This window comes from Nonomuraea maritima (genome assembly GCF_900100395.1).
GTDB lineage: Bacteria > Actinomycetota > Actinomycetes > Streptosporangiales > Streptosporangiaceae > Nonomuraea > Nonomuraea maritima.
In genome coordinates this window covers 701,869-723,420 of sequence record NZ_FNFB01000001.1, presented here as the reverse complement: position 1 = coordinate 723,420, position 21,552 = coordinate 701,869, and the positions used below count along the sequence as shown (strand labels likewise).

The 21,552-nt window shown below is 71.6% G+C and carries 23 protein-coding genes; 12 read left to right on the top strand and 11 right to left on the bottom strand.

Annotation, left to right across the window (positions count from 1 at the left end):
* Positions 1-71: 71 nt before the first annotated feature.
* The 4 genes from BLR04_RS03385 to BLR04_RS03370 form a co-directional block, all read right to left on the bottom strand.
* Positions 72-1,508: an ATP-binding protein gene (locus BLR04_RS03385; protein ID WP_090759367.1), complete on the bottom strand. Its 1,437-nt coding sequence runs from the start codon at positions 1,506-1,508 to the stop codon at positions 72-74.
* Entirely contained in the window at positions 1,505-3,154 is a 1,650-nt protein-coding gene (locus tag BLR04_RS03380; RefSeq protein ID WP_090759365.1) for an NAD(P)/FAD-dependent oxidoreductase, read from the bottom strand. The genes BLR04_RS03385 and BLR04_RS03380 overlap by 4 nt, the downstream gene beginning before the upstream one ends.
* Positions 3,155-3,238: 84 nt before the next feature.
* Positions 3,239-4,000, bottom strand: a complete 762-nt coding sequence (locus tag BLR04_RS03375; RefSeq protein ID WP_090759363.1) for an SDR family NAD(P)-dependent oxidoreductase — start codon at positions 3,998-4,000, stop codon at positions 3,239-3,241.
* 69 nt (positions 4,001-4,069) lie between these two features.
* The gene (locus tag BLR04_RS03370; protein ID WP_090759361.1) at positions 4,070-4,492 is read right to left on the bottom strand and encodes a TIGR03668 family PPOX class F420-dependent oxidoreductase; all 423 of its coding nucleotides are present in this window, start codon (positions 4,490-4,492) and stop codon (positions 4,070-4,072) included.
* A gap of 92 nt (positions 4,493-4,584) precedes the next feature.
* On the opposite strand from BLR04_RS03370, the gene BLR04_RS03365 reads away from it, so the two are divergent.
* The gene (locus BLR04_RS03365; protein ID WP_090759359.1) at positions 4,585-5,469 is read left to right on the top strand and encodes a hypothetical protein; all 885 of its coding nucleotides are present in this window, start codon (positions 4,585-4,587) and stop codon (positions 5,467-5,469) included.
* 38 nt (positions 5,470-5,507) lie between these two features.
* Here BLR04_RS03365 and BLR04_RS03360 read toward each other — a convergent pair whose 3' ends face one another.
* Positions 5,508-5,987: a GntR family transcriptional regulator gene (locus BLR04_RS03360; protein WP_090759357.1), complete on the bottom strand. Its 480-nt coding sequence runs from the start codon at positions 5,985-5,987 to the stop codon at positions 5,508-5,510.
* Between the two features lie 41 nt (positions 5,988-6,028).
* A complete protein-coding gene (locus BLR04_RS03355) occupies positions 6,029-6,505 on the bottom strand; it encodes a GntR family transcriptional regulator (protein ID WP_245739989.1) in 477 nt (158 codons plus the stop codon).
* 167 nt (positions 6,506-6,672) lie between these two features.
* Here BLR04_RS03355 and BLR04_RS03350 point away from each other — a divergent pair, with 167 nt between their 5' ends.
* The gene (locus BLR04_RS03350) at positions 6,673-6,990 is read left to right on the top strand and encodes a hypothetical protein (protein WP_090759354.1); all 318 of its coding nucleotides are present in this window, start codon (positions 6,673-6,675) and stop codon (positions 6,988-6,990) included.
* 6 nt (positions 6,991-6,996) lie between these two features.
* On the opposite strand, the gene BLR04_RS03345 is transcribed toward BLR04_RS03350, so the two are convergent.
* Positions 6,997-7,941 (bottom strand): N-acetylglucosamine kinase, encoded by a 945-nt coding sequence (locus BLR04_RS03345; RefSeq protein WP_176902908.1) that lies wholly within the window; start codon positions 7,939-7,941, stop codon positions 6,997-6,999.
* Positions 7,942-8,020: 79 nt separating this feature from the next.
* Here BLR04_RS03345 and BLR04_RS03340 point away from each other — a divergent pair, with 79 nt between their 5' ends.
* The 5 genes from BLR04_RS03340 (at position 8,021) to BLR04_RS03320 (ending at position 12,996) form a co-directional block, all read left to right on the top strand.
* Positions 8,021-8,890, top strand: a complete 870-nt coding sequence (locus BLR04_RS03340; RefSeq protein WP_090759350.1) for a MurR/RpiR family transcriptional regulator — start codon at positions 8,021-8,023, stop codon at positions 8,888-8,890.
* The gene (locus BLR04_RS03335; protein WP_090759348.1) at positions 8,891-9,625 is read left to right on the top strand and encodes a sugar isomerase domain-containing protein; all 735 of its coding nucleotides are present in this window, start codon (positions 8,891-8,893) and stop codon (positions 9,623-9,625) included. It abuts the gene before it with no gap.
* Positions 9,626-9,645: 20 nt separating this feature from the next.
* On the top strand, positions 9,646-11,058 hold the full coding sequence (ngcE, locus tag BLR04_RS03330; protein WP_090759347.1) for an N-acetylglucosamine/diacetylchitobiose ABC transporter substrate-binding protein: 1,413 nt from the start codon (positions 9,646-9,648) through the stop codon (positions 11,056-11,058).
* Between the two features lie 76 nt (positions 11,059-11,134).
* A complete protein-coding gene (locus BLR04_RS03325) occupies positions 11,135-12,073 on the top strand; it encodes a carbohydrate ABC transporter permease (RefSeq protein ID WP_245739987.1) in 939 nt (312 codons plus the stop codon).
* Positions 12,074-12,075: 2 nt separating this feature from the next.
* Positions 12,076-12,996, top strand: coding sequence for a carbohydrate ABC transporter permease (locus BLR04_RS03320; RefSeq protein ID WP_245739986.1), 921 nt, complete (start codon positions 12,076-12,078; stop codon positions 12,994-12,996).
* Between the two features lie 105 nt (positions 12,997-13,101).
* Here BLR04_RS03320 and metE read toward each other — a convergent pair whose 3' ends face one another.
* Entirely contained in the window at positions 13,102-15,279 is a 2,178-nt protein-coding gene (gene metE, locus BLR04_RS03315) for a 5-methyltetrahydropteroyltriglutamate--homocysteine S-methyltransferase (RefSeq protein ID WP_090759344.1), read from the bottom strand.
* A gap of 90 nt (positions 15,280-15,369) precedes the next feature.
* Here metE and BLR04_RS03310 point away from each other — a divergent pair, with 90 nt between their 5' ends.
* Positions 15,370-16,209 carry a LysR family transcriptional regulator gene (locus BLR04_RS03310; protein ID WP_245740003.1) on the top strand — a complete coding sequence of 280 codons (840 nt, stop codon included), beginning with the start codon at positions 15,370-15,372 and terminating at the stop codon, positions 16,207-16,209.
* A 1-nt stretch (position 16,210) separates the two neighbouring features.
* On the opposite strand, the gene BLR04_RS03305 is transcribed toward BLR04_RS03310, so the two are convergent.
* Both BLR04_RS03305 and BLR04_RS03300 read right to left on the bottom strand, forming a co-directional pair.
* The gene (locus BLR04_RS03305; RefSeq protein ID WP_090759340.1) at positions 16,211-16,885 is read right to left on the bottom strand and encodes a DNA alkylation repair protein; all 675 of its coding nucleotides are present in this window, start codon (positions 16,883-16,885) and stop codon (positions 16,211-16,213) included.
* Positions 16,882-17,550, bottom strand: coding sequence for a TetR/AcrR family transcriptional regulator (locus BLR04_RS03300; RefSeq protein WP_090759338.1), 669 nt, complete (start codon positions 17,548-17,550; stop codon positions 16,882-16,884). Before BLR04_RS03300 ends, BLR04_RS03305 begins: the two co-directional genes overlap by 4 nt.
* A gap of 357 nt (positions 17,551-17,907) precedes the next feature.
* Here BLR04_RS03300 and BLR04_RS03295 point away from each other — a divergent pair, with 357 nt between their 5' ends.
* Positions 17,908-19,386 carry a glycoside hydrolase family 3 protein gene (locus BLR04_RS03295; protein WP_090759336.1) on the top strand — a complete coding sequence of 493 codons (1,479 nt, stop codon included), beginning with the start codon at positions 17,908-17,910 and terminating at the stop codon, positions 19,384-19,386.
* 4 nt (positions 19,387-19,390) lie between these two features.
* Positions 19,391-20,062, top strand: a complete 672-nt coding sequence (locus tag BLR04_RS03290) for a pentapeptide repeat-containing protein (RefSeq protein WP_090759334.1) — start codon at positions 19,391-19,393, stop codon at positions 20,060-20,062.
* A 10-nt stretch (positions 20,063-20,072) separates the two neighbouring features.
* Here the strand turns inward: BLR04_RS03290 and BLR04_RS03285 are convergent, their stop codons facing one another.
* Positions 20,073-20,726: an NIPSNAP family protein gene (locus BLR04_RS03285; protein WP_090759574.1), complete on the bottom strand. Its 654-nt coding sequence runs from the start codon at positions 20,724-20,726 to the stop codon at positions 20,073-20,075.
* 211 nt (positions 20,727-20,937) lie between these two features.
* On the opposite strand from BLR04_RS03285, the gene BLR04_RS03280 reads away from it, so the two are divergent.
* Positions 20,938-21,210 (top strand): hypothetical protein, encoded by a 273-nt coding sequence (locus BLR04_RS03280; protein ID WP_090759332.1) that lies wholly within the window; start codon positions 20,938-20,940, stop codon positions 21,208-21,210.
* 46 nt (positions 21,211-21,256) lie between these two features.
* Complete coding sequence (locus tag BLR04_RS03275; RefSeq protein ID WP_090759330.1) at positions 21,257-21,517, top strand: hypothetical protein; 261 nt, start codon at positions 21,257-21,259, stop codon at positions 21,515-21,517.
* Positions 21,518-21,552 lie beyond the last annotated feature (35 nt).

Below are 21,552 nucleotides of genomic sequence, written 5' to 3'. Positions count from 1 at the left end.
CTCCACGGAAGCGTTGTCCGGCCGTACCAGTGGATCACACGGCGGCGCGGTGCTCCAGAGGCGGACGGCGATCAGGCGGCGGCCGCCTCCCGCAGGGGCAGGCGCACCTCGAACCACGTGTCGCCCGGCACCGAACGCACCCTGATCTCGCCGCCGTGCCGCCCCGCCACGATCCGGTACGAGATGTCCAGCCCGAGTCCGGTGCCCTCACCCACGCTCTTCGTGGTGAAGAACGGCTCGAAGATGCGGTCCTTGATCTCGTCGGGCACGCCGTGGCCGGTGTCGCCGATCTCGACGATGGCCTCGTCCTCGTCGTGGGCGGTGCGGATCGTGAGCGTGCCCTCCGGGCCCATGGCGTCGAGCGCGTTGTGGATGAGGTTGGTCCAAACCTGGTTCAGCTCACCCGCGTAGCAGGGGATCGGCGGCAGCGTGTGGTCGTACTCGGTGACCAGGCTGATGCCGGGCGGGATCTTCCCGCGGAAGATCGCGACCGTGCTGTCGAGCAGCTCGTGCACGTCGATCTGCTGGAACGGCGCGCGGTCCATCTGCGAGTACTGCTTGGCCGAGCCGATCAGCGTGGTGATGCGGTCGGTCGCGTCGGTCACCTCGTTGAGCATCTGCGCGATCTCGATCGCCATGGTCAGCCAGTTGAGCGCACCGGCCGTGTGCTCCTCACCCACCTTGGCGCGGATCTTGTGCAGGTAGTCGATGGTGAAACCGGCCGTGACCAGCGGCGGGGCCAGGTCCCATGCGTTCGCGACGCCGAGCTCCTCCAGCGCCTCGCCGAGTTCGTCCTCGGCGTCGGCGATCTCCATGGGGGAGCGCTTCGGCTGGGTGGTCAGCTGGACCGTGCACGCCTCCTGCGCCTCGATCAGCGCGCGCAGCCGCTCTGGAGGGATGCCGTCCTCGGTGAGCTGGGCGAGCTGGCGGCGGGCACGCTTGACCAGCGAGCGCAGCTCGCCCACCGCCCGTACGGCCGCCGCCGCCGGGTTGTTCAGCTCGTGGGTCAGCCCGGCCGTGATCGTGCCGAGCGCCGTCAGCCGCTGCCGCCTGTCGATGACCTCCCGCTGCATGCGCCCGCCCGACGTCAGCCCGTCGAGCAGGTGCATCGCCATCGGGAACCATTCGGTGACGATGTAGCCGAACTTCCGCGCGGACAGCATGAACACCCGCGAAGGCGCGGTGGCGCGCAGCGTGTGCTGGTAGGTCAGCGGCGCGCGGTCGCCGAGGTAGGCGGAGGTGGCGCCGCCGTAGACACCCGGCTGCGACGTGCGCGGCATCGCGACGGTGCCCGCGCTCACCGTCTGGCTGATCATCTGGACCTCGCCCTCGATCAGCACGGCGAAGCACTCGGCCGGCTCGCCCTGCCGGACGATGTCCTCGTCCTGCTCGTACGCCCGTACCCGGCCGCTGGCGGCCAGCGTGGTGAGCTGGTCGTCGGAGAGCCGCTCGAACAGGAAGAGCTTGCGCAGCTCGTCGATGTCGATGTGCGTCTCGATCTCGGTCATTGCTTCTCCAGGTAGCGGTGCACCAGCGCCACGGCCATGGCGCCCTCGCCGACGGCCGAGGCCACCCTCTTGATCGACTCGGCGCGCACGTCACCCGCGGCCAGCACCCCTGGGACGTTCGTCTCCAGGTAGTACGGCTCGCGCCGTAGCGGCCAGTTGCGCGGCCGCTTCCCGCTCTGCACGAGGTCGGGCCCGGTCAGGACGAACCCGCGCGCGTCGCGCTCGATCGTGTCGCCCAGCCACGCCGTGTACGGCTCGGCCCCGATGAACACGAACAGCCACTGCGCGTCGACCGTGCGCTCCTCGCCCTTGTTCGACAGGGTCAGCTGCTCCAGATGGCCGTCGCCCGACCCTGCCACGACCTGGGTCTCCAGGTGCACCTCGATGTTGGGCTGCGCGGTGATCTGCTCGATGAGGTAGTGCGACATGGACTTCTCCAGCCCGTCGCCGCGCACCACGAGGTGGACCCTGCTGGCGTACTGCGACAGGTAGACCGCCGCCTGCCCCGCCGAGTTGGCCGCTCCCACGATGTAGACGTCGCAGTCCTGGCACGACGGCGCCTCGGTCATGGCGGCGCCGTAGTAGACGCCACGCCCGACGAAGTCGTCCAGGCCTGGCGCCTCCAGCCGGCGGTAGGTGACGCCGGTCGCCAGGATCACGGCGTGCGCGGCGATCTCGCCGCCGTCCTTGAAGCCCACCACGCGCGCCTGGCCGCGCGGCTCCAGGCTGGTCACCTTGCGCGCGGTCAGCAGCTCGGCGCCGAACTTCAGCGCCTGCCGCCGCGCCCGGTCGGCGAGCTGCTGCCCGGAGACGCCGTCGGGGAAGCCCAGGTAGTTCTCGATCCGCGAGCTCTGCCCCGCCTGCCCGCCGGACGAGTACGCCTCGACCAGGACGGTCTTGAGCCCCTCTGAGGCGCCGTACACCGCCGCGCCCAGCCCGGCGGGCCCGCCGCCCACCACGATCAGGTCGTAGAAGTCGGTCGCCGGCGTCGTGGACAGCCCCACCACACTGGCCAGCGTCGCCTGGTCGGGCGACTCCAGCGTCTCGCCCTCGGCGGTCACGACCAGCGGCAGGTGACAGCCCTCGCCCGCGGCCTTCACCAGCTGCGCGCCCTCGGGGTCGTCGGCCAGCAGCCACTGGTACGGCACGTGGTTGCGGGACAGGAAGTCGCGCACCCGGTACGACTGCGCCGACCACCGGTCGCCCACCACCCGCAGCTGGGTGCGCTCGACCCGGTCGGTACGCATCCACGCGTCGAGCTGGCCGTCGATCACCGGGTAGAACTTCTCCTCCGGCGGGTCCCAAGGCTTTAGCAAATAATGGTCCAGATCGACCACATTTATTGCCTGGATCGCCGCGTCGGTGTCGGCGTAGGCGGTCAGCAACACGCGGCGCGCGTACGGGTAGAGGTCCATCGCGGCCTCCAGGAACTGCACGCCGTTCATCTGCGGCATCCGGTAGTCGGCCAGGATGGCCGCCACGTCGTCGCCGCGCAGCCGCATCTCCCTGACCGCGCCCATGCCGTCGGCCGCGGTCTCGGCGCGGACGATCCGGTACTGCTGCCCGTAGCGGCGTCTCAAGTCGCGGGCGACGGCCCGTGAGACGCCCGGATCGTCGTCGACGGTCACGATGATCGGCTTTTCCATGTTCCCCGCCCCCTTATCGGCTCCTATGGGAAGCATGTCATGTGCTTTCCGGTGAACCGGACGGCCGGGGCGGTCACGTACGCGTCAGGCGATCACCCGGCTCTCACCGCCGTCGACCAGCAGCGACACCCCGTTCACGAACGAGGCCCGCTCGCCGGCGAGGAACGCCACCACGTCGCCGACCTCCTCGGCGCGGCCGATGCGGCCCACCGGCACCTCTTCGGCGCGGCGGCGCAGCACCTCGTCGTCGCCGGCCACCCGCCGCAGCCGTTCGGTGTCGATCGGGCCCGGCAGCACGTTGTTGACCAGCACCCCGTCACGGCCCACCTCGCGGGCCAGGCTGCGCACCACGCCCGCCACGGCCGAGCGGGTGGCGTTGGACAGCACGAGGCCGTCGAGCGCCTCGCGGGCCGACCGGCTGGTGATCGTGATGATCCGTCCCCAGCCGCGCGAGCGCATCTCGGGCAGCACCGCGTGCGCGAGCCGTACGGTGCCGAGAAGGTTGCGCTGGACGGCGACGTCCCATTCGGCGAGCCCGACCTCGTCGAAGCGGCCGGGCGGCGGCCCGCCCGCGTTGGCGACCAGGATGTCGACCGGCCCGAGCACGTCGCGCGTCTCCTCGACCACCCGCCGGGCCGCGGACGGGTCCTCGACGTCGGCCAGCACGGCGTGCACGACGGTGCCGAACTCCTGCAGCTCGACCACCGCGTCGGCGAGCTTCTCCGGTTCGCGGGCGCTGACGCAGACGTTGCAGCCCTCCCGCGCGAGGCTCTTGGCCGCGGCGAGGCCGATGCCCGCGCTGCCTCCGGTGACGAGGGCGACCTTGCCCGAGATGCCGAGATCCATACGCGTGACTATAGATCGTGCATCCCGCCGGAGCCGCGGCCAGGAGCAGTGCCTTGCAGGGGCACCGGTTCAGGGGGTGGCGGACCAGGCGCTCCAGCGGGTCACGTCCACGATGATCACCGGCCCCGCCGGGCGGTGCTCGCGGTACTGGACGTACTTCGCCACGAGCGCGTCGAGCGCGGCCTCCCGGTCGGCGCCCTCCTCGGTCACCCGGGCGGTCCCGTCGGCGCGGGCCCACCACAGGTGCGTCCAGTCGTCCTCGTAGTGGTCGGCCAGCAGGCTGACGGCGGGGTTCTCGCGGATGTCGCGCAGCCGCCGCAGCCCGGTGGTGGTGGTCTTGGGCTTGTGGTCGACCGCCGTCACCACCCGCTCGCCGAGCACGGCGAACGTGACGGGCACCACGTGGGGCCGCCCCGAGGCGTCGGCCGTGGCCAGCCGGGCCACCCGCTGCCCGGCGAAGCGCGCCCGCGCGGCCCGTCCCGTGTCCGTCATCTCGCCATTGTCCGGCCGCCGCCCGGCTCCGCCGGCGAGGCGCGTCCGAAACGGACAAGAACCCAGGCCGTGAGGACGGGCACGATGACGGCATGATCGTGAACCTGTCCGCGGTGCCCGCCTTCCTGGCCGGGCACGCGCGAGTACTCGACCGCCGCCGTTACGACCTGCTCATGGGCCGGGGCGACGCGGCGGGCGTCCTGGCCCCGCTGGACGGCTACCGCAACGCCGACGGCGGCTACGGCTGGGGGCTGGAGCCCGACCTGCGCGCTTCGGAGAGCCAGCCGGGGGCAGCGCTGCACGCGTTCCAGGTGTTCGAGGAGATCGCCCCGGTTACGGCGCCGCAGGCCGTGGCGCTGTGCGACTGGCTGGAGTCGGTGACGCTCCCCGACGGCGGGCTGCCGTTCGCGCTGCCCATGGGCGACCAGGCCGCCACCGCCCCCTGGTGGGCGGGCGCCGATCCGGCAGTGTCGTCGCTGCAGATCACCGCCGTGTCGGCGGCGGCCGCGCACCGCGTCGCCGCCCACGACCCCGCCGTGGCGGCGCACCCGTGGCTGGAACGCGCCACCCGCTACTGCTTCGAGGCGATCCGCGCGATCGAGGAGCCGCCGCACGCGTACGTGCTGGCGTTCGCGGTGCGTTTCCTCGACGCCGTGCACGACAGCCGGCCCGCCGCCGCCGACCTGCTCAAACGGCTCGGCGCCTTCATCCCCGAGGACGGCAGGGTCGGCGTGGCGGGCGGCACCGAGGACGAGGCGCTGCGCCCGCTCGACTTCGCGCCCGAACCAGGCGCCGCCCGCGCGCTGTTCGACCCCGGCGTGATCGAGGCCGACCTCGCCCGCCTGGCGGGGGAGCAGCGGGCCGACGGCGGCTGGGAGGTCGACTTCCTGCGCGTCTCACCGGCCGGGGCGATGGAGTGGCGCGGCGCCGCGACGGTCGGGGCGATCGCGACCCTGCGGGCCAACTCCCTTCTGTGACAAGGGCCGGCTCCCTTCCTGCGACCACTCAAGGCCGGTCAGGTGGTGGGCCAGTCGCCGGGGTCGGAGACGCACGCGCCCCGGTGCGGCACCGTGACGGCCCAGCGCTGTTCGAGCAGCAGCGCGAGCACCCGGCGCGCCGTCGACTTGGCGATGCCGTACTGCCGCATCAGGGTGGTCTCGGCGGGCAGCGCGCGGTTGGGCCGCAGCTCGCCGCGCCTGATCCGGGCGACGAGGTCGTCGCGGACGAGGACGTGCAGGGCCCTCGTCGGCTTGCGGCGCGGCACGCCGGGCGGCCCCACGAACGTGCCCTCGCCCGGCACGGTGTGGACGAGCCCGCGCCGGCGCAGCTCCCTGGCGACGTTGCGCGCGGTGGTTTTGGCGATGCCGAACTCCGCCTCCAGGGCGGCCTCGCTCGGCACCGCGTCGCCGGTGCGCAGCCGCCCGCCCGTGATCCGTTCCTGGACGACGTCCGCTACCTGCACGTAGAGCGGGACGGGTCCGTCGCGGTCGAGCATCACTCCAGACTAGACGTGCGGATACGTTCGGTCAGGCGAATTCACCCGGCCGGCCAGGAGTCCTTCGGGGAGACGTAGCTGCCGCGCTGGGCGACGGTGTAGATCCAGCCCTGCTCGCGCAGCAGCGCCATGGCCCGCCGCACGGTCTCGCGGGCGACGTCGTACTGCTTCACGAGCGCCGTCTCGCCCGGAATGGGGCGGCGGGGGAGGAACTCGCCGGCCTTGATCTGGTCGGCGACGTCCGCGGCGATCTGCTGGTAGAGCGGCACCTTGCGCTGCTTGCGCGGGGCTCCCGCGGGCGGGCCGACGAACGACCCCTCCCCGTGGACGGTGTAGATGAGCCCCTCCTCGCGCAGCACGTGGACCGCGCGCCTGGCGGTCGTCCTGGCGACGCCGAACTCCTGCTGGATCTCGGCCTCGCTCGGCACCGGATGGCCGGACGAGAGCGTGGCGACCCGGCGCCGCAGGATGTCGGCGATCTGGAGGTAGACGTGCGTGTCACCGTCGTAGTCGAGCACGTAGGCAACATAGGCCAAGACGGGCAAGAGCTCTCATATCGTTCCGTCCGTAGTGACGAACAGGCCGCTCCATGTAGACAAGAGAGGACGACCGGATATACCTTCGTGCCGACCTGCTGAGGGCCGGCACGGGCCGGCCCCGACGTCCTCTGGGGAGGCCTGGCGCGATGAACGAGACCCGCCCTGGTGACGGCGTTGCCGCCCCACCGGACGACGACCGGTTCCACGCCGTCCACGTGCCCGGCGGGCCCGCCTACACCGAGCTCGACTGGGAGCCCGTCCGCAGCGGCGGGGCCGCCCGCGTCCGCTCCTACACCTGCGACTGCCGGCCCACGTTCTACGAGCTGTGCTACGGCAACGGCCAGGCCTTCATCCGCCGCACCCGCCGCACCGACGGGCAGACCCTGGTCGACGAGTGCGCCCGCGGCCGTCCCGCCAAGACCATGGTCGTCTGGTTCATGCTCCTGTCGGGCGAGGCCACCTGAGCCGGTCTAGGCGCAGGCGGTGAACAGCGGATGCAGGTCGCGGGCCGCGTCCTCCGCGAGCAGGTCGCGGGCCGCCAGCCAGGCCGCCGCGCCCGCCGCGTCGCGCGCCGTCATGGCCGTCTCGTCCCCGAGCAGTTCGATCACCGCCCGGCGTACCGGACCGTCGTTGGTCAGGACGCTCCCCGCGAGCACCACAGGCCCCGACACGTGCACCCGCCGCAGCGTCGCCACCAGGTGCGCGGCCGCCTCACGCGTGATCTCCACCGCCGTCGGGTCGCCCTCCTCGCTGGCCCGGCTGACCAGCCGCGCCAGCGACGCCAGCCGCATGTGGTCGGCCTGCGCGATGCGGACGAGGCGGCCGGCGACCGTGCGCGGCTCGGCGGGCCGCTCGTCGCCGAAGAAGTCGGCCACGACGAGTTCGGTCAGCAGGCCCTCATCCTGTCCGCGGTCGAGCGCGGCCACCACGGCCTTCGCCGCGGCGCGGCCGATCCAGAAGCCGGAACCCGCGTCGCCCAGCAGCCAGCCCAGCCCGTCGGCGATGGCCACCTGCTGGAAGTCGGAGATCCTGGCCGCCACCGCGCCCGTGCCCGACAGCAGGAGCGCCCCCTCCGGCTCAGGAGACCCGGCCGCGTACGCGATGGGCACGTCACCCACGCACCGCGGCCCGTCGGAGATGCCGGCGCAGTCCCAGACCTTCGCCAGCGCGGGCGCCACCTCGCCCACGAGCCCGGCCACCCCGGCCACCGACGCGACCACCCGGTACCCGCCGCCGGACGGCAGGGCCGCCCGCAGCGCCGTCTCGATCGCCGTGACCGCCCGGCCGAGCCCGTGGGCGCTCGGGTTGCCCGCCCCGGCGCGCGCGTAACCGACTCGGGTGCCGTCGAGCGCGTGGACGGCGACCCGGGTGGAGGTGGCGCCGGCGTCGACGCCGACGACTAGCGATTCGGTCACGGTCAGAGTCTGGGCCTTGACGTCACTCGTTAGCAAGAATAATTTTCGCCAGAAGACCGAGTATTCGGAAGGAATATTCGTGACTTCAGGAGCGCTTGGACGCGTCGAGACGGAACTACCCGGATTGCCGGAAGCCTTGCGCAGGGTCGGCGAAGTGATTCTCGGCGACCCCGCCGAAGCCGCCCGCTCCACGATCATCGCGCTGGCCGAACGCGCGGGCAGCTCGCCCGCGACGGTCACCAGGTTCTGCCGCGCCTTCGGCTTCTCCGGCTACGCCGAACTACGCGTCGCGCTCGCCACCGAGACCGGCCGGGCCGCCCAGGCGGGCTGGGGAGCCGGGGTCGGCCACGAGATCGGCCCTGATGACCCTCTCGACCGCGTCATCCAGGTCATGGCGGCGGCCGACTCCCGGCTCGTCCAGGACACCGCGGCCCAGCTCGACCCCGCGGTCGTCGCCCGCGTGGCCGACGCCATCGTGGCGGCGCCCCGGGTGCTCCTCGTCGGCGTGTCCACCAGCGGAAACGTCGCCACCATGTTCGAGGGACGGCTGCGCCGCATCGGCATCCCCGGCTACGGCGCGGGCGACGCCCACGTGGCGCTGTCGGAGGCGGCGCTGCTCAAACAGGGCGACGTGGCCGTCGGCATCAGCCACAGAGGCCGTACCCGCGAGGTCATGGAGGCGCTGGCTGAGGCGGGCGGCCACGGCGCCATGACGGTCGCCGTGACGTCCTTCGCCCGTTCCCCGCTGGCCGAGCTGGCAGACCTCGTGCTCACCACGGCCAGCAGGGAGACCACGTTCCGGCTCGGCGGGCTGGCCGCCGTCCACTCCCAGCTCTTCGTGCTGGACGCCGTGTACGCGGCGGTCGCCCAGCGCACCTACGAACGGACGAACGAGGCGTTCGAGCGCACGATGAGCGCGGTCGAGAGCCACCGCGTGGAGAGAGGCTGAATGACGTACGCATCCAAGGTCCTCGACCTCGCCCGTGAGGTCGCCGAGAGCCAGGCCGGGGCGGTCAGCGAGGCGTCGGCGCTCCTCGTGGCCGCGCTCCGGGCCGACGGCGTGGTGAACGCCTTCGGGTCGGGGCACTCCGAGGCCATCGCCATGGAGATCGCCGGACGGGCCGGGGGCCTGGTCCCCAGCAACCGCCTGTCGCCCCGCGACCTCGTCCTGTACGGCGGCAGGCCGCCGAGCGTGCTCACCCCCGAGCTGGAGCGCGACCCGTCCGTCGCGCAGGAGATCTACGACCTCGCGCCGGTGGCCCCGCAGGACCTGTTCGTACTGATCTCCAGCTCCGGCGTGAACGGCACCGTGGTCGAGCTGGCCAGGATCGTCAAGGACCGCGGACACCCGATCGTCGCGATCACCTCCGTCCGGCACAGCACCCGGATGACCTCGCGCCACCCGTCGGGCCGCAAGCTGCTCGACCTGGCCGACGTGGTGCTCGACAACGGCGCCCCGTACGGCGACGCCGTCTTCGAACTGCCGGGCGGCGGCAGCTACGGCGCCGTCTCCACGATCACCTCGGCGCTGCTCGCGCAGATGATGGTCACCGAGGCGGTGGAGGCGCTGGTGGCGCTCGGCGAGACGCCGCCCATCTACCTGTCGGCCAACGTGGCCGGCGGCGACGAACACAACCAACGACTGGAGAGCCGTTACGCAGGCCGTATCAGGCGCGGTTCATGAGTAGTCAGGAGTAAGCCCCCATGCCTCACACCCCCCACATCAGCAGGCGTGATCTTCTTCGGGCGGCGGCGCTGGTGCCCGCGGCCGGAGCGCTGGCCGCGTGCGCCACCCCGGCGTCGCAGCCCCCCGCGACCTCCTCCGCTGCCCCGGCGGCGACCAGCGCGGCCAACCCGTTCGGCGTCGCCGACGGCAAGCCGCTCGAGGTCTGGATCTTCGACGGCGGCTTCGGCCAGCAGTACGCGACCGACATCCACCAGCCGCTGTTCAAGAGCAAGTACCCGAACGTCGAGGTCAAGCACAACTCGACCAAGGAGATCACCAAGGTCCTCCAGCCGCGCTTCGCCGGCGGCAACCCGCCCGAGGTGATCGACAACTCCGGCGCCAACGCCATGGACTTCGGCGCCCTCGCCCAGGACGGGCAGCTCCAGGACCTGACCGCGCTGCTCGACGCGCCGAGCTGGGACGACCCCAACGTCAAGGTGCGCGACACCATCGACCAGTCCGTGATCGACATCGGCACCTACGACGGCAAGTTCAGCGTCCTCGGCTACGTCAACTACATCCACGGCATCTGGTACTCCCAGAAGGTCTTCACCGACAACGGCTGGGAGGTCCCCAAGACCTGGGACGCCTTCCTCGCCCTGTGCGAGACCATCAAGAAGTCCGGCAAGATGGCGCCCTTCACCTACGCCGGCAAGCACCCGCAGTACCTGTACGAGCCGCTGCTCACCATGGCAGCCAAGATCGGCGGCAACGAGGTGCTCGTCGCCGTCGACAACCTGGAGGACGGCGCCTGGACGGCCGAACCCATGAAGGCCGCCGCCGAGAGGTGGGCCGAGGTGGGCGCGAAGTACCTCATGCAGGGCACCGCCGGCCTCGACCACGTGCAGACGCAGACCGCGCAGAACAAGTACCAGGTGGCCATGCTGCCCTGCGGCTCCTGGCTGGAGAACGAGCAGAAGACCACCACGCCCGACGACTTCGCGTACGCCATGTTCCCCATCCCCGACGTGACGGGCTCCGACGCGATGCCGTACGGCACGCTGCACACCCAGCCGGGCGAGAACTTCATCGTCTCCGCCAAGAGCGCCCACCCGCAGGCCGGCATGGAGTACCTGCGCGGCATGCTGTCGAAGAAGGCGGCCGGCGACTTCAGTGAGCTCGTCACGACGGTCACCGTGGTGAAGGGCGCGAGCGAGGGCCGCGAGATCTCGCCGGGCGTCACCAGCGCCTCCCAGGCCGTGGCCGCGGCGGGCGACAACACCGTCTACTACCGCGCCTTCGCCTGGTACGGCCCGCTCAACGACGAGGCCAAGGCCGCCACCGGTGAGCTGATGTCGGGCGGCCTGACCCCGCAGGCGTACCTCGAACGCATGCAGAAGAAGGCCGACGAGATCAAGAACGACTCCTCGATCAAGAAGTACACGCGCTGACCATGGCGTCCCACAGCCCGCGCTTCGGGTCTGGCGACAGGCCCGAAGCCGACATCACCCAAGGGGGCGCGGCCCTGTGACGCTGGAACCCCGGCGCGGCGTCAGCCTCTACCAGCGGTACCGCCGCGGCCTGTTCATCACGGCGTTCCTCGCGGCGCCGGTGACTCTCTACCTCATCTACGTGATCTCGCCGAACCTCCAGGCGTTCTACATCGCGATGACCGACTGGCGCGGCGTGACGGCCACGCCGGCGTTCATCGGCCTGGACAACTTCCAGCGGCTGCTCGGCGACAGCGTCTTCTGGAAGGCGGTCACCCACAACGTCGCGCTGCTCGTGCTGCTGCCCGTCGTGACGATCGTCATCGCCCTGTTCTTCGCCTTCCTCCTCAACCTGGGCGGACGGCAGGGCGTGTCGGGCATCCGCGGGTCCACCTTCTACCGGGTGGTCTTCTTCTTCCCGCAGGTCCTGGCCGTCACGATCGTGGCGGTGCTGTTCCAGCAGGTGTTCCGGCCCGACGGCAGCGGCATGCTGAACGGCCCGCTGATGGCGCTCGGGCTGGAGCCGGTCGGCTTCCTGTCCGACCCGGACGTCGCGTTCTGGTCGGTGCTCGGGGTGCTGGTCTGGCAGGCGGTCGGCTTCTACGTCGTGCTGTTCTCGGCCGGCCTCGCGGGCATCCCCCGCGACATGTTCGAGGCCGCGCAGATCGACGGGGCCAACCGCATCACCCTGTTCTTCCGCGTCACGCTCCCGCTGCTGTGGGACACCGTCCAGGTCGCCTGGGTCTACCTCGGCATCCTCGCCATGGACGTCTTCGCGATCGTGTGGGTGATGACCGACCAGCAGGGCGGCCCCGACTGGTCGACCACGGTCATGGCGGCCGAGATCTACCGCAACGCCTTCGAATACTTCCGCTTCGGGTACGCCTCGGCCCTGGGGGTCGTGATGTTCCTGTTCACCGTCGGTTTCGCGATCCTGTCGCTGCGGCTGTCGCGGCGCGAAAGAATCGAGTACTGAGCATGGCGACGACTCCTGTGACGGCCACGGGGATGCCTTCCAGGCGGGCCGCCCGCGTGGAGCGCAGGCGGCGGCTCGGCCCGCTGGGCGTGCTGACGCACCTCGCGCTGGTGATCTGGACCCTGCTGGTGATGATCCCGATCGTGTGGACGTTCCTGGCCTCGGTCAAGAGCGAGGACGAGATCTTCGGCGACGCGTGGTCGCTCCCGGCCGCGCTGCGCTGGGACAACTTCGCCAGGGCGTGGGAGCAGGCCCACATCGGCCAGTACATGATCAACAGCGTCATCGTGGTGTCGTTCAGCACGTTCGGCACGATGCTCGTCGGCTCGATGGCGGCGTACGTGCTGGCGCGCTACCCCTTCCGGGGGAACCGCGCGATCTACCTGCTGTTCGTCTCGGGCCTCGCCTTCCCGTTCTTCCTGGCGCTGACCCCGCTGTTCTTCGTGGTGCAGAACATGGGCAACGTGCCGGTGGTCGGGCAGTTCATCGGACTGAACACGTACGCGGGCACGGTGCTCGTCTACATCGCGTACTCGATGCCGTTCACCGTGTTCTTCCTCGCGGCCTTCTTCCGTACGCTGCCGACGGCGGTGGGGGAGGCGGCGATGGTCGACGGCGCCTCGCACACCAGGGTGTTCTTCCAGATCATGCTGCCGATGGCCAAGCCGGGCATCATCAGCATCACGATCTTCAACATCCTGGGCCAGTGGAACCAGTACCAGATCCCGCTGATCCTGCTCCAGGAGCGCGACAAGTGGGTGCTCACCCAGGGCATCGCCGACATCTCCACCGCCGCCGGCTACGACGCCGACTGGGCGGCGCTGTTCGCAGCGCTCACCCTGGCGATCCTCCCCATGATCGTCGTCTACACGGTGTTCCAGCGCCAGATCCAGTCCGGCCTGACCGCGGGCGCACTCAAGTGACCGCGGACGTACGCGCGCAGCCGGCCCGCCACCTCCCCTGGCACCGGGTGGGTTCGGTCCGGCTGCTCGCCCACCTCGTCGCCACCGGCCCGCGGGGGGCCGGTGTCAGGAGGCGAGTTCGGCCCGCAGCCGACGGGTGGCCTCGACCACGTGCCGCAGCGAAGCCTCGACCTGCTCGTACGTACGCGTCTTCAGCCCGCAGTCCGGGTTGACCCACACGCGCTCAGCCGGCAGCGCCCGCAGGGTGCGGCGCAGCAGGTCCTCGACCTCCGCCGCCGACGGCACGCGCGGCGAGTGGATGTCGTAGACGCCCGGCCCGAGGCCGCGCCCGAACGTCTCCACGGCGCCGAGGACGCGCGCCCCCGAGCGGGCCGACTCGATCGTGGTGACGTCGGCGTCCAGCGCGTCGATGGCGGCCAGAATCTCGCCGGCGTCCGAATAGCACAGATGGGTGTGGATCTGGGTGTGGTCGCCCGCCCCCGAGGTGGCCCGCCGGTACGCGCGCACCGCCCACTCCAGGTAATCGTCCCAGGCGGCCTGCCGCAGCGGCAGCAGCTCGCGCAGCGCGGGCTCGTCCACCTGGACGATCGGCACCCCGGCGGCCTCCAGGTCACGCACCTCCTCGCGGATCGCGTCGGCCACCTGGAACACCACGTCGCGCAGCGGCAGGTCGTCCCGGACGAACGACCAGGCCACGATCGTGACCGGCCCGGTGAGCATGCCCTTGACCGGCCGGTCGGTCAGCGACTGCGCGTAGGTCGCCCACCGGACCGTCATCGGCGCGGGCCGGGTCACGTCGCCGTGCAGGACGGGCGGCCGGACACAGCGGCTGCCGTACGACTGGACCCAGCCGTTGGCGGTGACGGCGAAGCCGTCGAGGTGCTCGGCGAAGTACTGCACCATGTCGTTGCGCTCGGGCTCCCCGTGCACGAGGACGTCGAGGCCGAGCCGTTCCTGCGTCCGGACGGCCCGCTCGATCTCGGCCTCGATCCGCCGTTCGTACTCGTCCTGGGCCAGCGTGCCCGCGGCGACGGCCGCGCGGGCCGCGCGCAGCTCACCGGTCTGCGGGAACGAGCCGATCGTCGTGATCGGCAGCAGCGGCAGCCGGAGCCGCGCCGCCTGCGCCGCGGCCCGCACCGCGTACGGACCGCGCTCCTCGGCGCGCGTCGGGTACGGGTCGCCTCCCTCGAGGCTCGTCAGGGCGGGTGGGACCGCGGCGGGCCGGGGCGCAGGCAGGGCGTGGCGTTCGGCGCGGGACAGCGCCACCACCTCGGCCACCTTCTGCTCGGCGAACGCCAGCCGCTCCTTCAGCGCCGCGTCGAGGTCCGGCTCCGCCTCCAGGTCGTAGGGCACGTGCAGCAGCGAACAGGACGTGCTCACCGTCACCCGCGCCGCGCGGACCGCACCCAGCGCCGCGAGCGCCCGCTCCGGCGGGGTCCGCCACACGTCCCGCCCGGACACCACGCCCGCGACCACGGTCTTGTCGCCCAGATCGATCTCAGGGACGCCGCCGCGCACCAGGTCGATCCCGATGGCCTCGACGGGCGTGGCCGCCAGCACCGGCAGCGACTCACCGAGGTCGCCGAACGACGACGCCACGAACAACCCCGGCCGCTCGGCGAGCGCCCCCAGCCGCTCGTACGCCGCCCGCACGGCGGCCAGCTCGGAAGGCGTCCGGTCGGCCACCAGCGCCGGCTCGTCGAGCTGCACCCAGGAGACCCCCTCGGCGGCCAGCGCGGACAGCAGTTCCTCGTAGCAGCCGAGCACCTCCTCCAGCCGGTCGAGCGCCGAGCCCAGCAGCAGGAACGTCACCGGCCCGACGACCACGGGACGCGTCTCGTGACCGAGCGCCCGCGCCTCCCGCACCTCGCCGAGCGGCTTGGTGGCGTCCAGCTCGAACACGGTCTCCGGGCCGATCTCCGGCACGATGTAGTGGTAGTTGGTGTCGAACCACTTCGTCATCCGCAGCGGCGTCAGCCCGTCCGTGCCGCGCGCCATCGCGAAATAGGGGTCCTCGGCCGCGCGATACCGCTTCGGTACCGCGCCGAGCATGACGGCGGTGTCCAGCACGTGGTCGTACAGCGAGAAGGTGTTGGACGGCAGCCCTTCCAGCCCCAGCCCGGCCAGCCGGTCCCAGGTCGCGGCGCGCAATTCGGCCCCCACCCGGTCGAGCTCCGCCCGGCTTGACCTGCCGTCCCAGTACGACTCCAGCGCCCGCTTCAACTCCCGGCGCGGCCCGATCCGCGGATATCCGAGCACGGTGGAGCGGGGAAATGGCGACATCGTGGTGGCTTCCTCTCAAGCAGTGGATCGCGAATGCCGAGCATCCTGCCGACCGTCACCCACGTGCGGCACCATGTATTTGTGCTGCTTATGCTCAGGGAGATCCACTGCTTCACGCGGGTCGCCGCGCGGCTCAGCTTCTCGGCCGCCGCCGCCGACCTCGGGATGTCCCAGCCCGCCATGAGTCAGGCCGTCTCCCGGCTCGAACGCGCCACCGGCCTCCGGCTCTTCCAGCGCACCGCCCGCGAGGTGCGGCTCACCGCCGAGGGCAGGGCGCTGCTGGCGCACGCCGAGCAGGTGATCGACGCGGTCGGCGCGTTCACCGCGGAAGCCGGACGGCTGGCCCGGCCGACCATTCACCTGGCTTATCCACCGCTCGTCGGGGCTCTCGCGGCACGAGTGGTCAGGCGTCTCGCGGCCCGCACCCCTGCCATCGGCGTCGAACTGCTCCCCGCCGGGCGCGGCGCGGCGGTCAGGGCGCTGGCCGACGGCGAGGTCTCGGCCGCGATCGTGGCCACTCCGGCGCCGGCCGGGCTCGTCACGGCGGCCCGCTTCCACGTCACCGTCGACCACCTGGCCGTCCCCGTGGGGCACCGGCTGGAGTCGAGCGCCCGCGTCGCGCCCGCCGACCTGGCCGGGCAGGTGCTGCTCATGCCAGGGAGCCGGCCGTGGGCACGGCTGCCCGGCCGCTCACGCCTGGTGGCCGACGACGACTTCGCCGCCGCACTCGACCTGGTGGCGGCGGGCGCCGGGCTGCTGCCCATCCCGCACCTGCTGGTCAGGACGGTCAGACGCGAAGACGTCCGGTTCGTCCGGCTGGACGCGGGCGACCTGCGCATCACGTATGCCCTCGCCTGGTCGAAGGAGCGCGTCACGCCGGAGCTGATGGCGCTGGTGCAGGCCGTCCAGGACGCGCTGTGGACGCGATGAGTCAGCCGATGTGCCTCAGCGCCTCGCGGCGGCTCAGGCCCGAGACGCCCCGCGCGTCGACGTAGCGGAGCACCTCGTCCGGGTCGGTCTTGGCGTACTCGCGCAACGCCCACCCGATCGCCTTGCGGGCGAAGAAGTCGGTGTCGGGCAGGCTCGGCTCGATGCACGCGTACAGCAGCTCGGCGTCGGTGCGCTCCTTGAAACGCGTCTGGCTGAGGATCGACGCGCGCCGCTTCCACAGGTCGGTGTCGACCGCCCACTTCAGCATCAGCGGCCGCATGCTCTCGGGGTGGGCGGCGAGCAGGTCGCCGATCCGCTGGGTGGCCAGCTCGTCCGTCAGGTCCCACCAGGCCCCGGTGACGATCATCTCCTCGTACATCGGCAGCGCGTCCATGGTCTGGAAGCCCCGGTAGAAGCGGTGGCCGGTCAGCGCGACGGCGGCGTAGCGCTCCTCGCGGTACTCGGCCTCGCGCCACAGCGCGAGCACCGCCCGGCGCCACTGCGGCGCCGTCTCCAGCCGGTGCTCGTCGAACACCTCGTTCAGCGCCGCGCGCCGCGGCGCCGCCCGCACCCCGAGGAACGGCATGGACGACTTCGTGTACGCCTGCATGGCCTCGGCTCTGTCGGGTTCGGCCACCTGCCGCAGGGCGAGGCGGACGGCCTCGCCGAGACTCATCCGGCGGTGGCCCTGTCGCGCTCGCCCGTGGCCAGCCCGTCGAACAGCACCGTGATGTAGTGCTCGGCCAGCGCATTGGTGTTGAGCCGGCCGCCGGGACGGAACCAGCGGACCGCCACCCAGATCGTGTCGCGGATCATGCGGTACGTCAGCTTGGGGTCGAGGTCGGCCCGGAACAGCCCGGCGTTCTGCCCGGCCTTGATCTGCTCGACCCAGATCTGCTCGACCTCATCCTCGGCCTTGACGAGGTAGTTGAAGCGCTCGAACTGCCGCAGGTAGTTCCAGTCGTTCTGCATCACCGTGATCGCGGCGCGGTGCGGTTCGAGCGTGGCGAACCCGACGCGGACCATCTCCGACAGCACCTCACGGGCGTCGGAGCTCGTCTCGATCGCGGCGCGGTAGCGGGCGATGATGTCGTCGAGGAAGGTGGACAGCACCTCGTCGACGATCGTCTCCTTGGAGTCGAAGTGGTGGTAGAGGCTTCCGGACAGGATGCCCGCCTCGTCGGCGATCTGGCGCACGGTGGTGGCCTGGAAGCCCTTGCGCGCGAAGAGCTCCGCGGCGAGCTTGACGAGGTGATCGCGGCGCTCGGACGCCGATCCCGTCGAGGACGCGCGCTGACGCTTGGCCGTGGTGGCGGTGCCGGAGTTCTTTCGCGTGGTCACGCCACCATTATGAGCCCTCGGACAATCGCTTGTTCACACATCCGCCCCAGCTCATAAGGGTTGGACTCCCCAACCAACCGCTCGCTACCAGGGTGCCGACCGAACCCGCCCCCGCAATTATGGCCGACCCGTAACCCCTACCCCACCGCTCCCACCTTCACCGACCTCAACCCCACTCCCCGTTCACTCACAGCTGCTGCCGCCGGCCTCGCCGCTCGCCCACCGCTCGCCGCGCCCCGGCACCCACTCAGCTTGGCCGCTCGGCACTAGCTCCTGGCCGTCGGTCGGGGGCGTGGCGGGGCTGACGTTCGAAGATGGCACTAGCAAATAGGAAAGTTTCCTATTAGATTGCCTTGCATGCCCTTGAGCGGTGACCTGCTTCGCCTCGCCGACGCCGTCCTCCTCCCCGGATTCCACGGACACGCGCCCCCCGACTGGATACGTCGCCGGCTGGGCGAAGGGCTGGCCGGGGCGGTGCTGTTCTCGCGCAACATCGCCGGCCCCGAACAGGTCGCCCGGCTCACCGCCGCGTTGCGCGCCGAGAACCCCGCGGTGCTCGTCGGCACCGACGAGGAGTCGGGCGAGGTCACCCGGCTGGAGGCCGACACCGGCAGCAGCCGTCCCGGCGCGTACGCACTCGGCGTCGTGGACGACGTCACCATCACCGAGTCGCTGGCCAGAGACCTCGGCGGCGACCTCGCCAGAGCCGGCATCACCATCGACTTCGCCCCCTCGGCCGACGTCAACGCCAACCCCGACAACCCGGTCATCGGCCTGCGCGCGTTCGGCGCCGACCCCGCCCTGGTCGCCCGGCACACGAGGGCGTTCGTACGCGGCCTGCAGTCCGCGGGCGTCGCCGCCTGCGCCAAGCACTTCCCCGGCCACGGCGACACCTCGGTCGACAGCCACCACGGCGTGCCCGTCATGGCCGAACGCGGGATACAGGACGCGCTCGTCCCGTTCCGCGAGGCGATCGCGGAGGGCGTACGCGCCGTCATGACCGGGCACCTGCTCGTGCCCTCCTACGACGCCGAACGGCCGGCCACGCTCAGCCCCAAGGTGCTCACCGGGCTGCTGAGAGAAGAGCTCGGCTTCGACGGCGTGATCGTCACCGACGGCATCGAGATGACCGCGGTGTCGGCGCCGTACGGACTGGGGGGCGCCTCGGCCCGCGCCATAGCCGCAGGGGCCGACGCCGTCTGCGTCGGCGGCGAGCACGCCGACGAGGCCACCGCCGCGAACATCCGCGACGCGATCGCGGCGGCGGTGACCACCGGGTCGCTGCCCGAGGAGCGGCTGGCCGACGCCGCTCGCAGGGTCCGCGAGCTGGCCGCGTGGGCCGGCTCCTCGGGCAGCCCGCCGCCCGGCGACACCCGGATCGGCCCGGACGCCGCCCGCCGCGCGATCAGGGTCACCCGCCGCTCGGCCGACCCGGTCCTGCCGCTGGCCGGTCCGGCGCACGTGCTGGAACTCGTCCCGGACATGAACCTGGCCATCGACAGGAAGACTCCGTGGGGGGTGGGGGAGCCGCTGTCCCGCCTCGTTCCCGGCACCGTCGTGACCCGCCTCATGGCGGGCGGGACGACCGGCTCCGCGCTGGAGGCCCTGATCGCCGCGGCGGCGGGCAAGCCGCTGGTGGTCGTGGTCCGCGACGCCCACCGCCACGCCTGGCAGGAGGACGCGCTCGGCCACCTGCTGAGCGCCCGCCAGGACGCCGTCGTCGTCGAGATGGGGCTGCCCGCCCGTACCGACCTCGGCGCCGTGCACATCGCCACGTACGGCGCCGCCCGCGTCTGCGGCGAGGCCGCGGCGGAGGTGCTCGCCGGTAGGCTCTGACACCGTGAACTTCGACGGCGAGGACCTCTCCGGCAAGGCGCTGACCGACCGTCTCCCCTCGGGGGAGTCACATGTCTTCCGGGGGTGCGACCTCACCGAGGCCGACCTGTGGGGGGCCGACCTGGCGGGGGCCACGTTCGAGTCGTGCGCGCTCGACCGCACCGACTTCCGCAAGGCCGACCTCGACGGGGCCACGTTCACCGGCGGGGGCGGCATGGGCGCCCGTTTCACCGACGCCGACCTCCTCGACGCGTCCTTCTCCGACGTCGACCTGTCGTCGGCGCAGTTCGGCGGCGCCCTGCTGACCGACGCCTCGTTCGCCGGCTGCCGCATGATCGGCGCCTCGCTGACGACCTCCAGGGGCACCGGCTTCACCGTCAACCGCTCCAACCTCACGCTGGCCGACCTCGGGGGCTGCTCGTTCCGCGGGGCGGAGTTCGAGGGTGTCCGCTTCGACGACGCCGACCTGGCGAAATGCGACTTCACCAAGGTCACGATGACCGACTGCCGCCTGATCGGGGCGCGGCTGTTCCAGACCACGTTCGCGGGGGCCGACCTGCGCGGGGCCGATCTGGGGGAGCTCGACGACACCAGGCTGCGCGCCCTCGCGGGCGCCGTGATCAGCCAGGCGCAGGCCGCGGCCATCCTCGCCGGCCGCGGCCTCACCGTCGTGTGACGTCGCGGCCTCAGCGCAGCGACGAACGCGACGTGGGCCGCAGGCGCAGCCGTACGGGCGCGGCGGTGACCCAGGACGCCGGCACCGGCAGGTCGACCGCGCGCTCCTGCTCCGGGCTGTCGAACCTGGTCCACCACACGAACACGTTCACCCCGGTCCGCACGGGCAACTGCGGGAACGTGTTGGACGCGTGCTCGGTCTCCAGGCACGCGATCGGCTGCACCCCCGCCTCCTCCAGCGCGGGGACGGCCTCACGGGCGAAGTGGCCGGCGAAGCCGTCGCGGACGTGGTGGATCGTGGCGACGTACAGCGACGGGGGCGCCTCGGCCGCGCCCACCGGCGGCCGGTCGCCCGCGGGCAGTTCGGGGCCGATCGGACGCAGCAGGAGCACGTCGTCGAACGTCTCCATCGTGGCGTTGGCGGCCTCGCGGTGGGCCCGCCACACGGGGCCTCCGTAGAAGGCCTCCAGCGCGGCCCGGCGTGACTCCATGTCGGGGAAGGCCCGCACCCACGTGAACGTGTCGGGGAAGTCGGGGTCGCGGAAGGTGCCGACGACGCGCATGCCCGCGGCCTCCTGCGGCTCCACGAACTCCCTCTCGAAGAGCTCGATCAGCGTCTCGCGCGCGCCGGGACGCAGCGTGTAACGGCGTAATTCGTAGATCATGCGGCCCACCGTACGCCGCTTGACCGACATCTCCCGGCGGTGCGTTCGGAATAAAGTTCTGATCACTGAAAGCTACCGATTGGCAACGCAGAGTTATATGCTCACACTGCCTTGATCCTCCGAGGTCAAGACGGGTCAAAGGAAAGGTTGCGCGCCAGGGCCCGGCGCTCGCCTGTCCCGAAAGGGTTCCCTCACTGGCGAAGGAGCAGAAGTGATCAAAAGGACGTGCGCCGTCGCGGCCGTGCTCGCGGCGGTCGGTGGCAGCGCACTACTGGCAGTCCCCGCTCATGCCGACGACAGATGGTACGGCGACTGGGCGGCGAACCGCAGCGCCAACAGCGACTCACTCCAGACGGGAAACAACTTCGGCGACGTCCTCGCGGGCATTCGCGGCGAGGGTTTCTCGACCAACGTCAACAACACCAATGGCATCGCCCAGACCGCCACCAACGGTGGCATCACGGTGATGTACATCTTCGGCTGACCGGCTGACGTTTTCCGCACCACAGGCTCCTAGGAAGGACATCGAGATGATGAAGAAGCTCTGCGTGACCGGTGTCATCACCGCCGCCGCGGCGGGCATGACCCTGCTCGCGACCCCCTCGTACGCTGATGTCAACGCCGGCAACACCAGCAGCAACCGCGCGTCGTCGCAGTCGGGCAACAACTTCGGCAACGTGCGCATCGCCAACGTGTCCGGTCGTAGCGCCACGAGTGTCGCCAACGTCAACGGCAACGCCGTGGTCGGCACCAGCGGCAGCGACGTCAACGTGGACGACGTGGTCGACTGAGCGTCGACGTACGCCGCGACGTCACACCGCGCGGC

What these genes read in the sequence shown, in the direction of transcription:
- BLR04_RS03380 (WP_090759365.1), bottom strand. Translation starts at nt 3,154, where the DNA reads ATGGAAAAGCCGATCATCGTGACCGTCGACGACGATCCGGGCGTCTCA.
- BLR04_RS03285 (WP_090759574.1), bottom strand. Translation starts at nt 20,726, where the DNA reads ATGATCTACGAATTACGCCGTTACACGCTGCGTCCCGGCGCGCGCGAG.
- BLR04_RS03335 (WP_090759348.1), top strand. Translation starts at nt 8,891, where the DNA reads ATGACGTACGCATCCAAGGTCCTCGACCTCGCCCGTGAGGTCGCCGAG.
- BLR04_RS03375 (WP_090759363.1), bottom strand. Translation starts at nt 4,000, where the DNA reads ATGGATCTCGGCATCTCGGGCAAGGTCGCCCTCGTCACCGGAGGCAGC.
- BLR04_RS03295 (WP_090759336.1), top strand. Translation starts at nt 17,908, where the DNA reads ATGCCCTTGAGCGGTGACCTGCTTCGCCTCGCCGACGCCGTCCTCCTC.
- BLR04_RS03385 (WP_090759367.1), bottom strand. Translation starts at nt 1,508, where the DNA reads ATGACCGAGATCGAGACGCACATCGACATCGACGAGCTGCGCAAGCTC.
- BLR04_RS03275 (WP_090759330.1), top strand. Translation starts at nt 21,257, where the DNA reads ATGATGAAGAAGCTCTGCGTGACCGGTGTCATCACCGCCGCCGCGGCG.
- BLR04_RS03310 (WP_245740003.1), top strand. Translation starts at nt 15,370, where the DNA reads ATGCTCAGGGAGATCCACTGCTTCACGCGGGTCGCCGCGCGGCTCAGC.
- BLR04_RS03305 (WP_090759340.1), bottom strand. Translation starts at nt 16,885, where the DNA reads ATGAGTCTCGGCGAGGCCGTCCGCCTCGCCCTGCGGCAGGTGGCCGAA.
- BLR04_RS03320 (WP_245739986.1), top strand. Translation starts at nt 12,076, where the DNA reads ATGGCGACGACTCCTGTGACGGCCACGGGGATGCCTTCCAGGCGGGCC.
- BLR04_RS03360 (WP_090759357.1), bottom strand. Translation starts at nt 5,987, where the DNA reads ATGCTCGACCGCGACGGACCCGTCCCGCTCTACGTGCAGGTAGCGGAC.
- BLR04_RS03365 (WP_090759359.1), top strand. Translation starts at nt 4,585, where the DNA reads ATGATCGTGAACCTGTCCGCGGTGCCCGCCTTCCTGGCCGGGCACGCG.
- metE (WP_090759344.1), bottom strand. Translation starts at nt 15,279, where the DNA reads ATGTCGCCATTTCCCCGCTCCACCGTGCTCGGATATCCGCGGATCGGG.
- ngcE (WP_090759347.1), top strand. Translation starts at nt 9,646, where the DNA reads ATGCCTCACACCCCCCACATCAGCAGGCGTGATCTTCTTCGGGCGGCG.
- BLR04_RS03350 (WP_090759354.1), top strand. Translation starts at nt 6,673, where the DNA reads ATGAACGAGACCCGCCCTGGTGACGGCGTTGCCGCCCCACCGGACGAC.
- BLR04_RS03370 (WP_090759361.1), bottom strand. Translation starts at nt 4,492, where the DNA reads ATGACGGACACGGGACGGGCCGCGCGGGCGCGCTTCGCCGGGCAGCGG.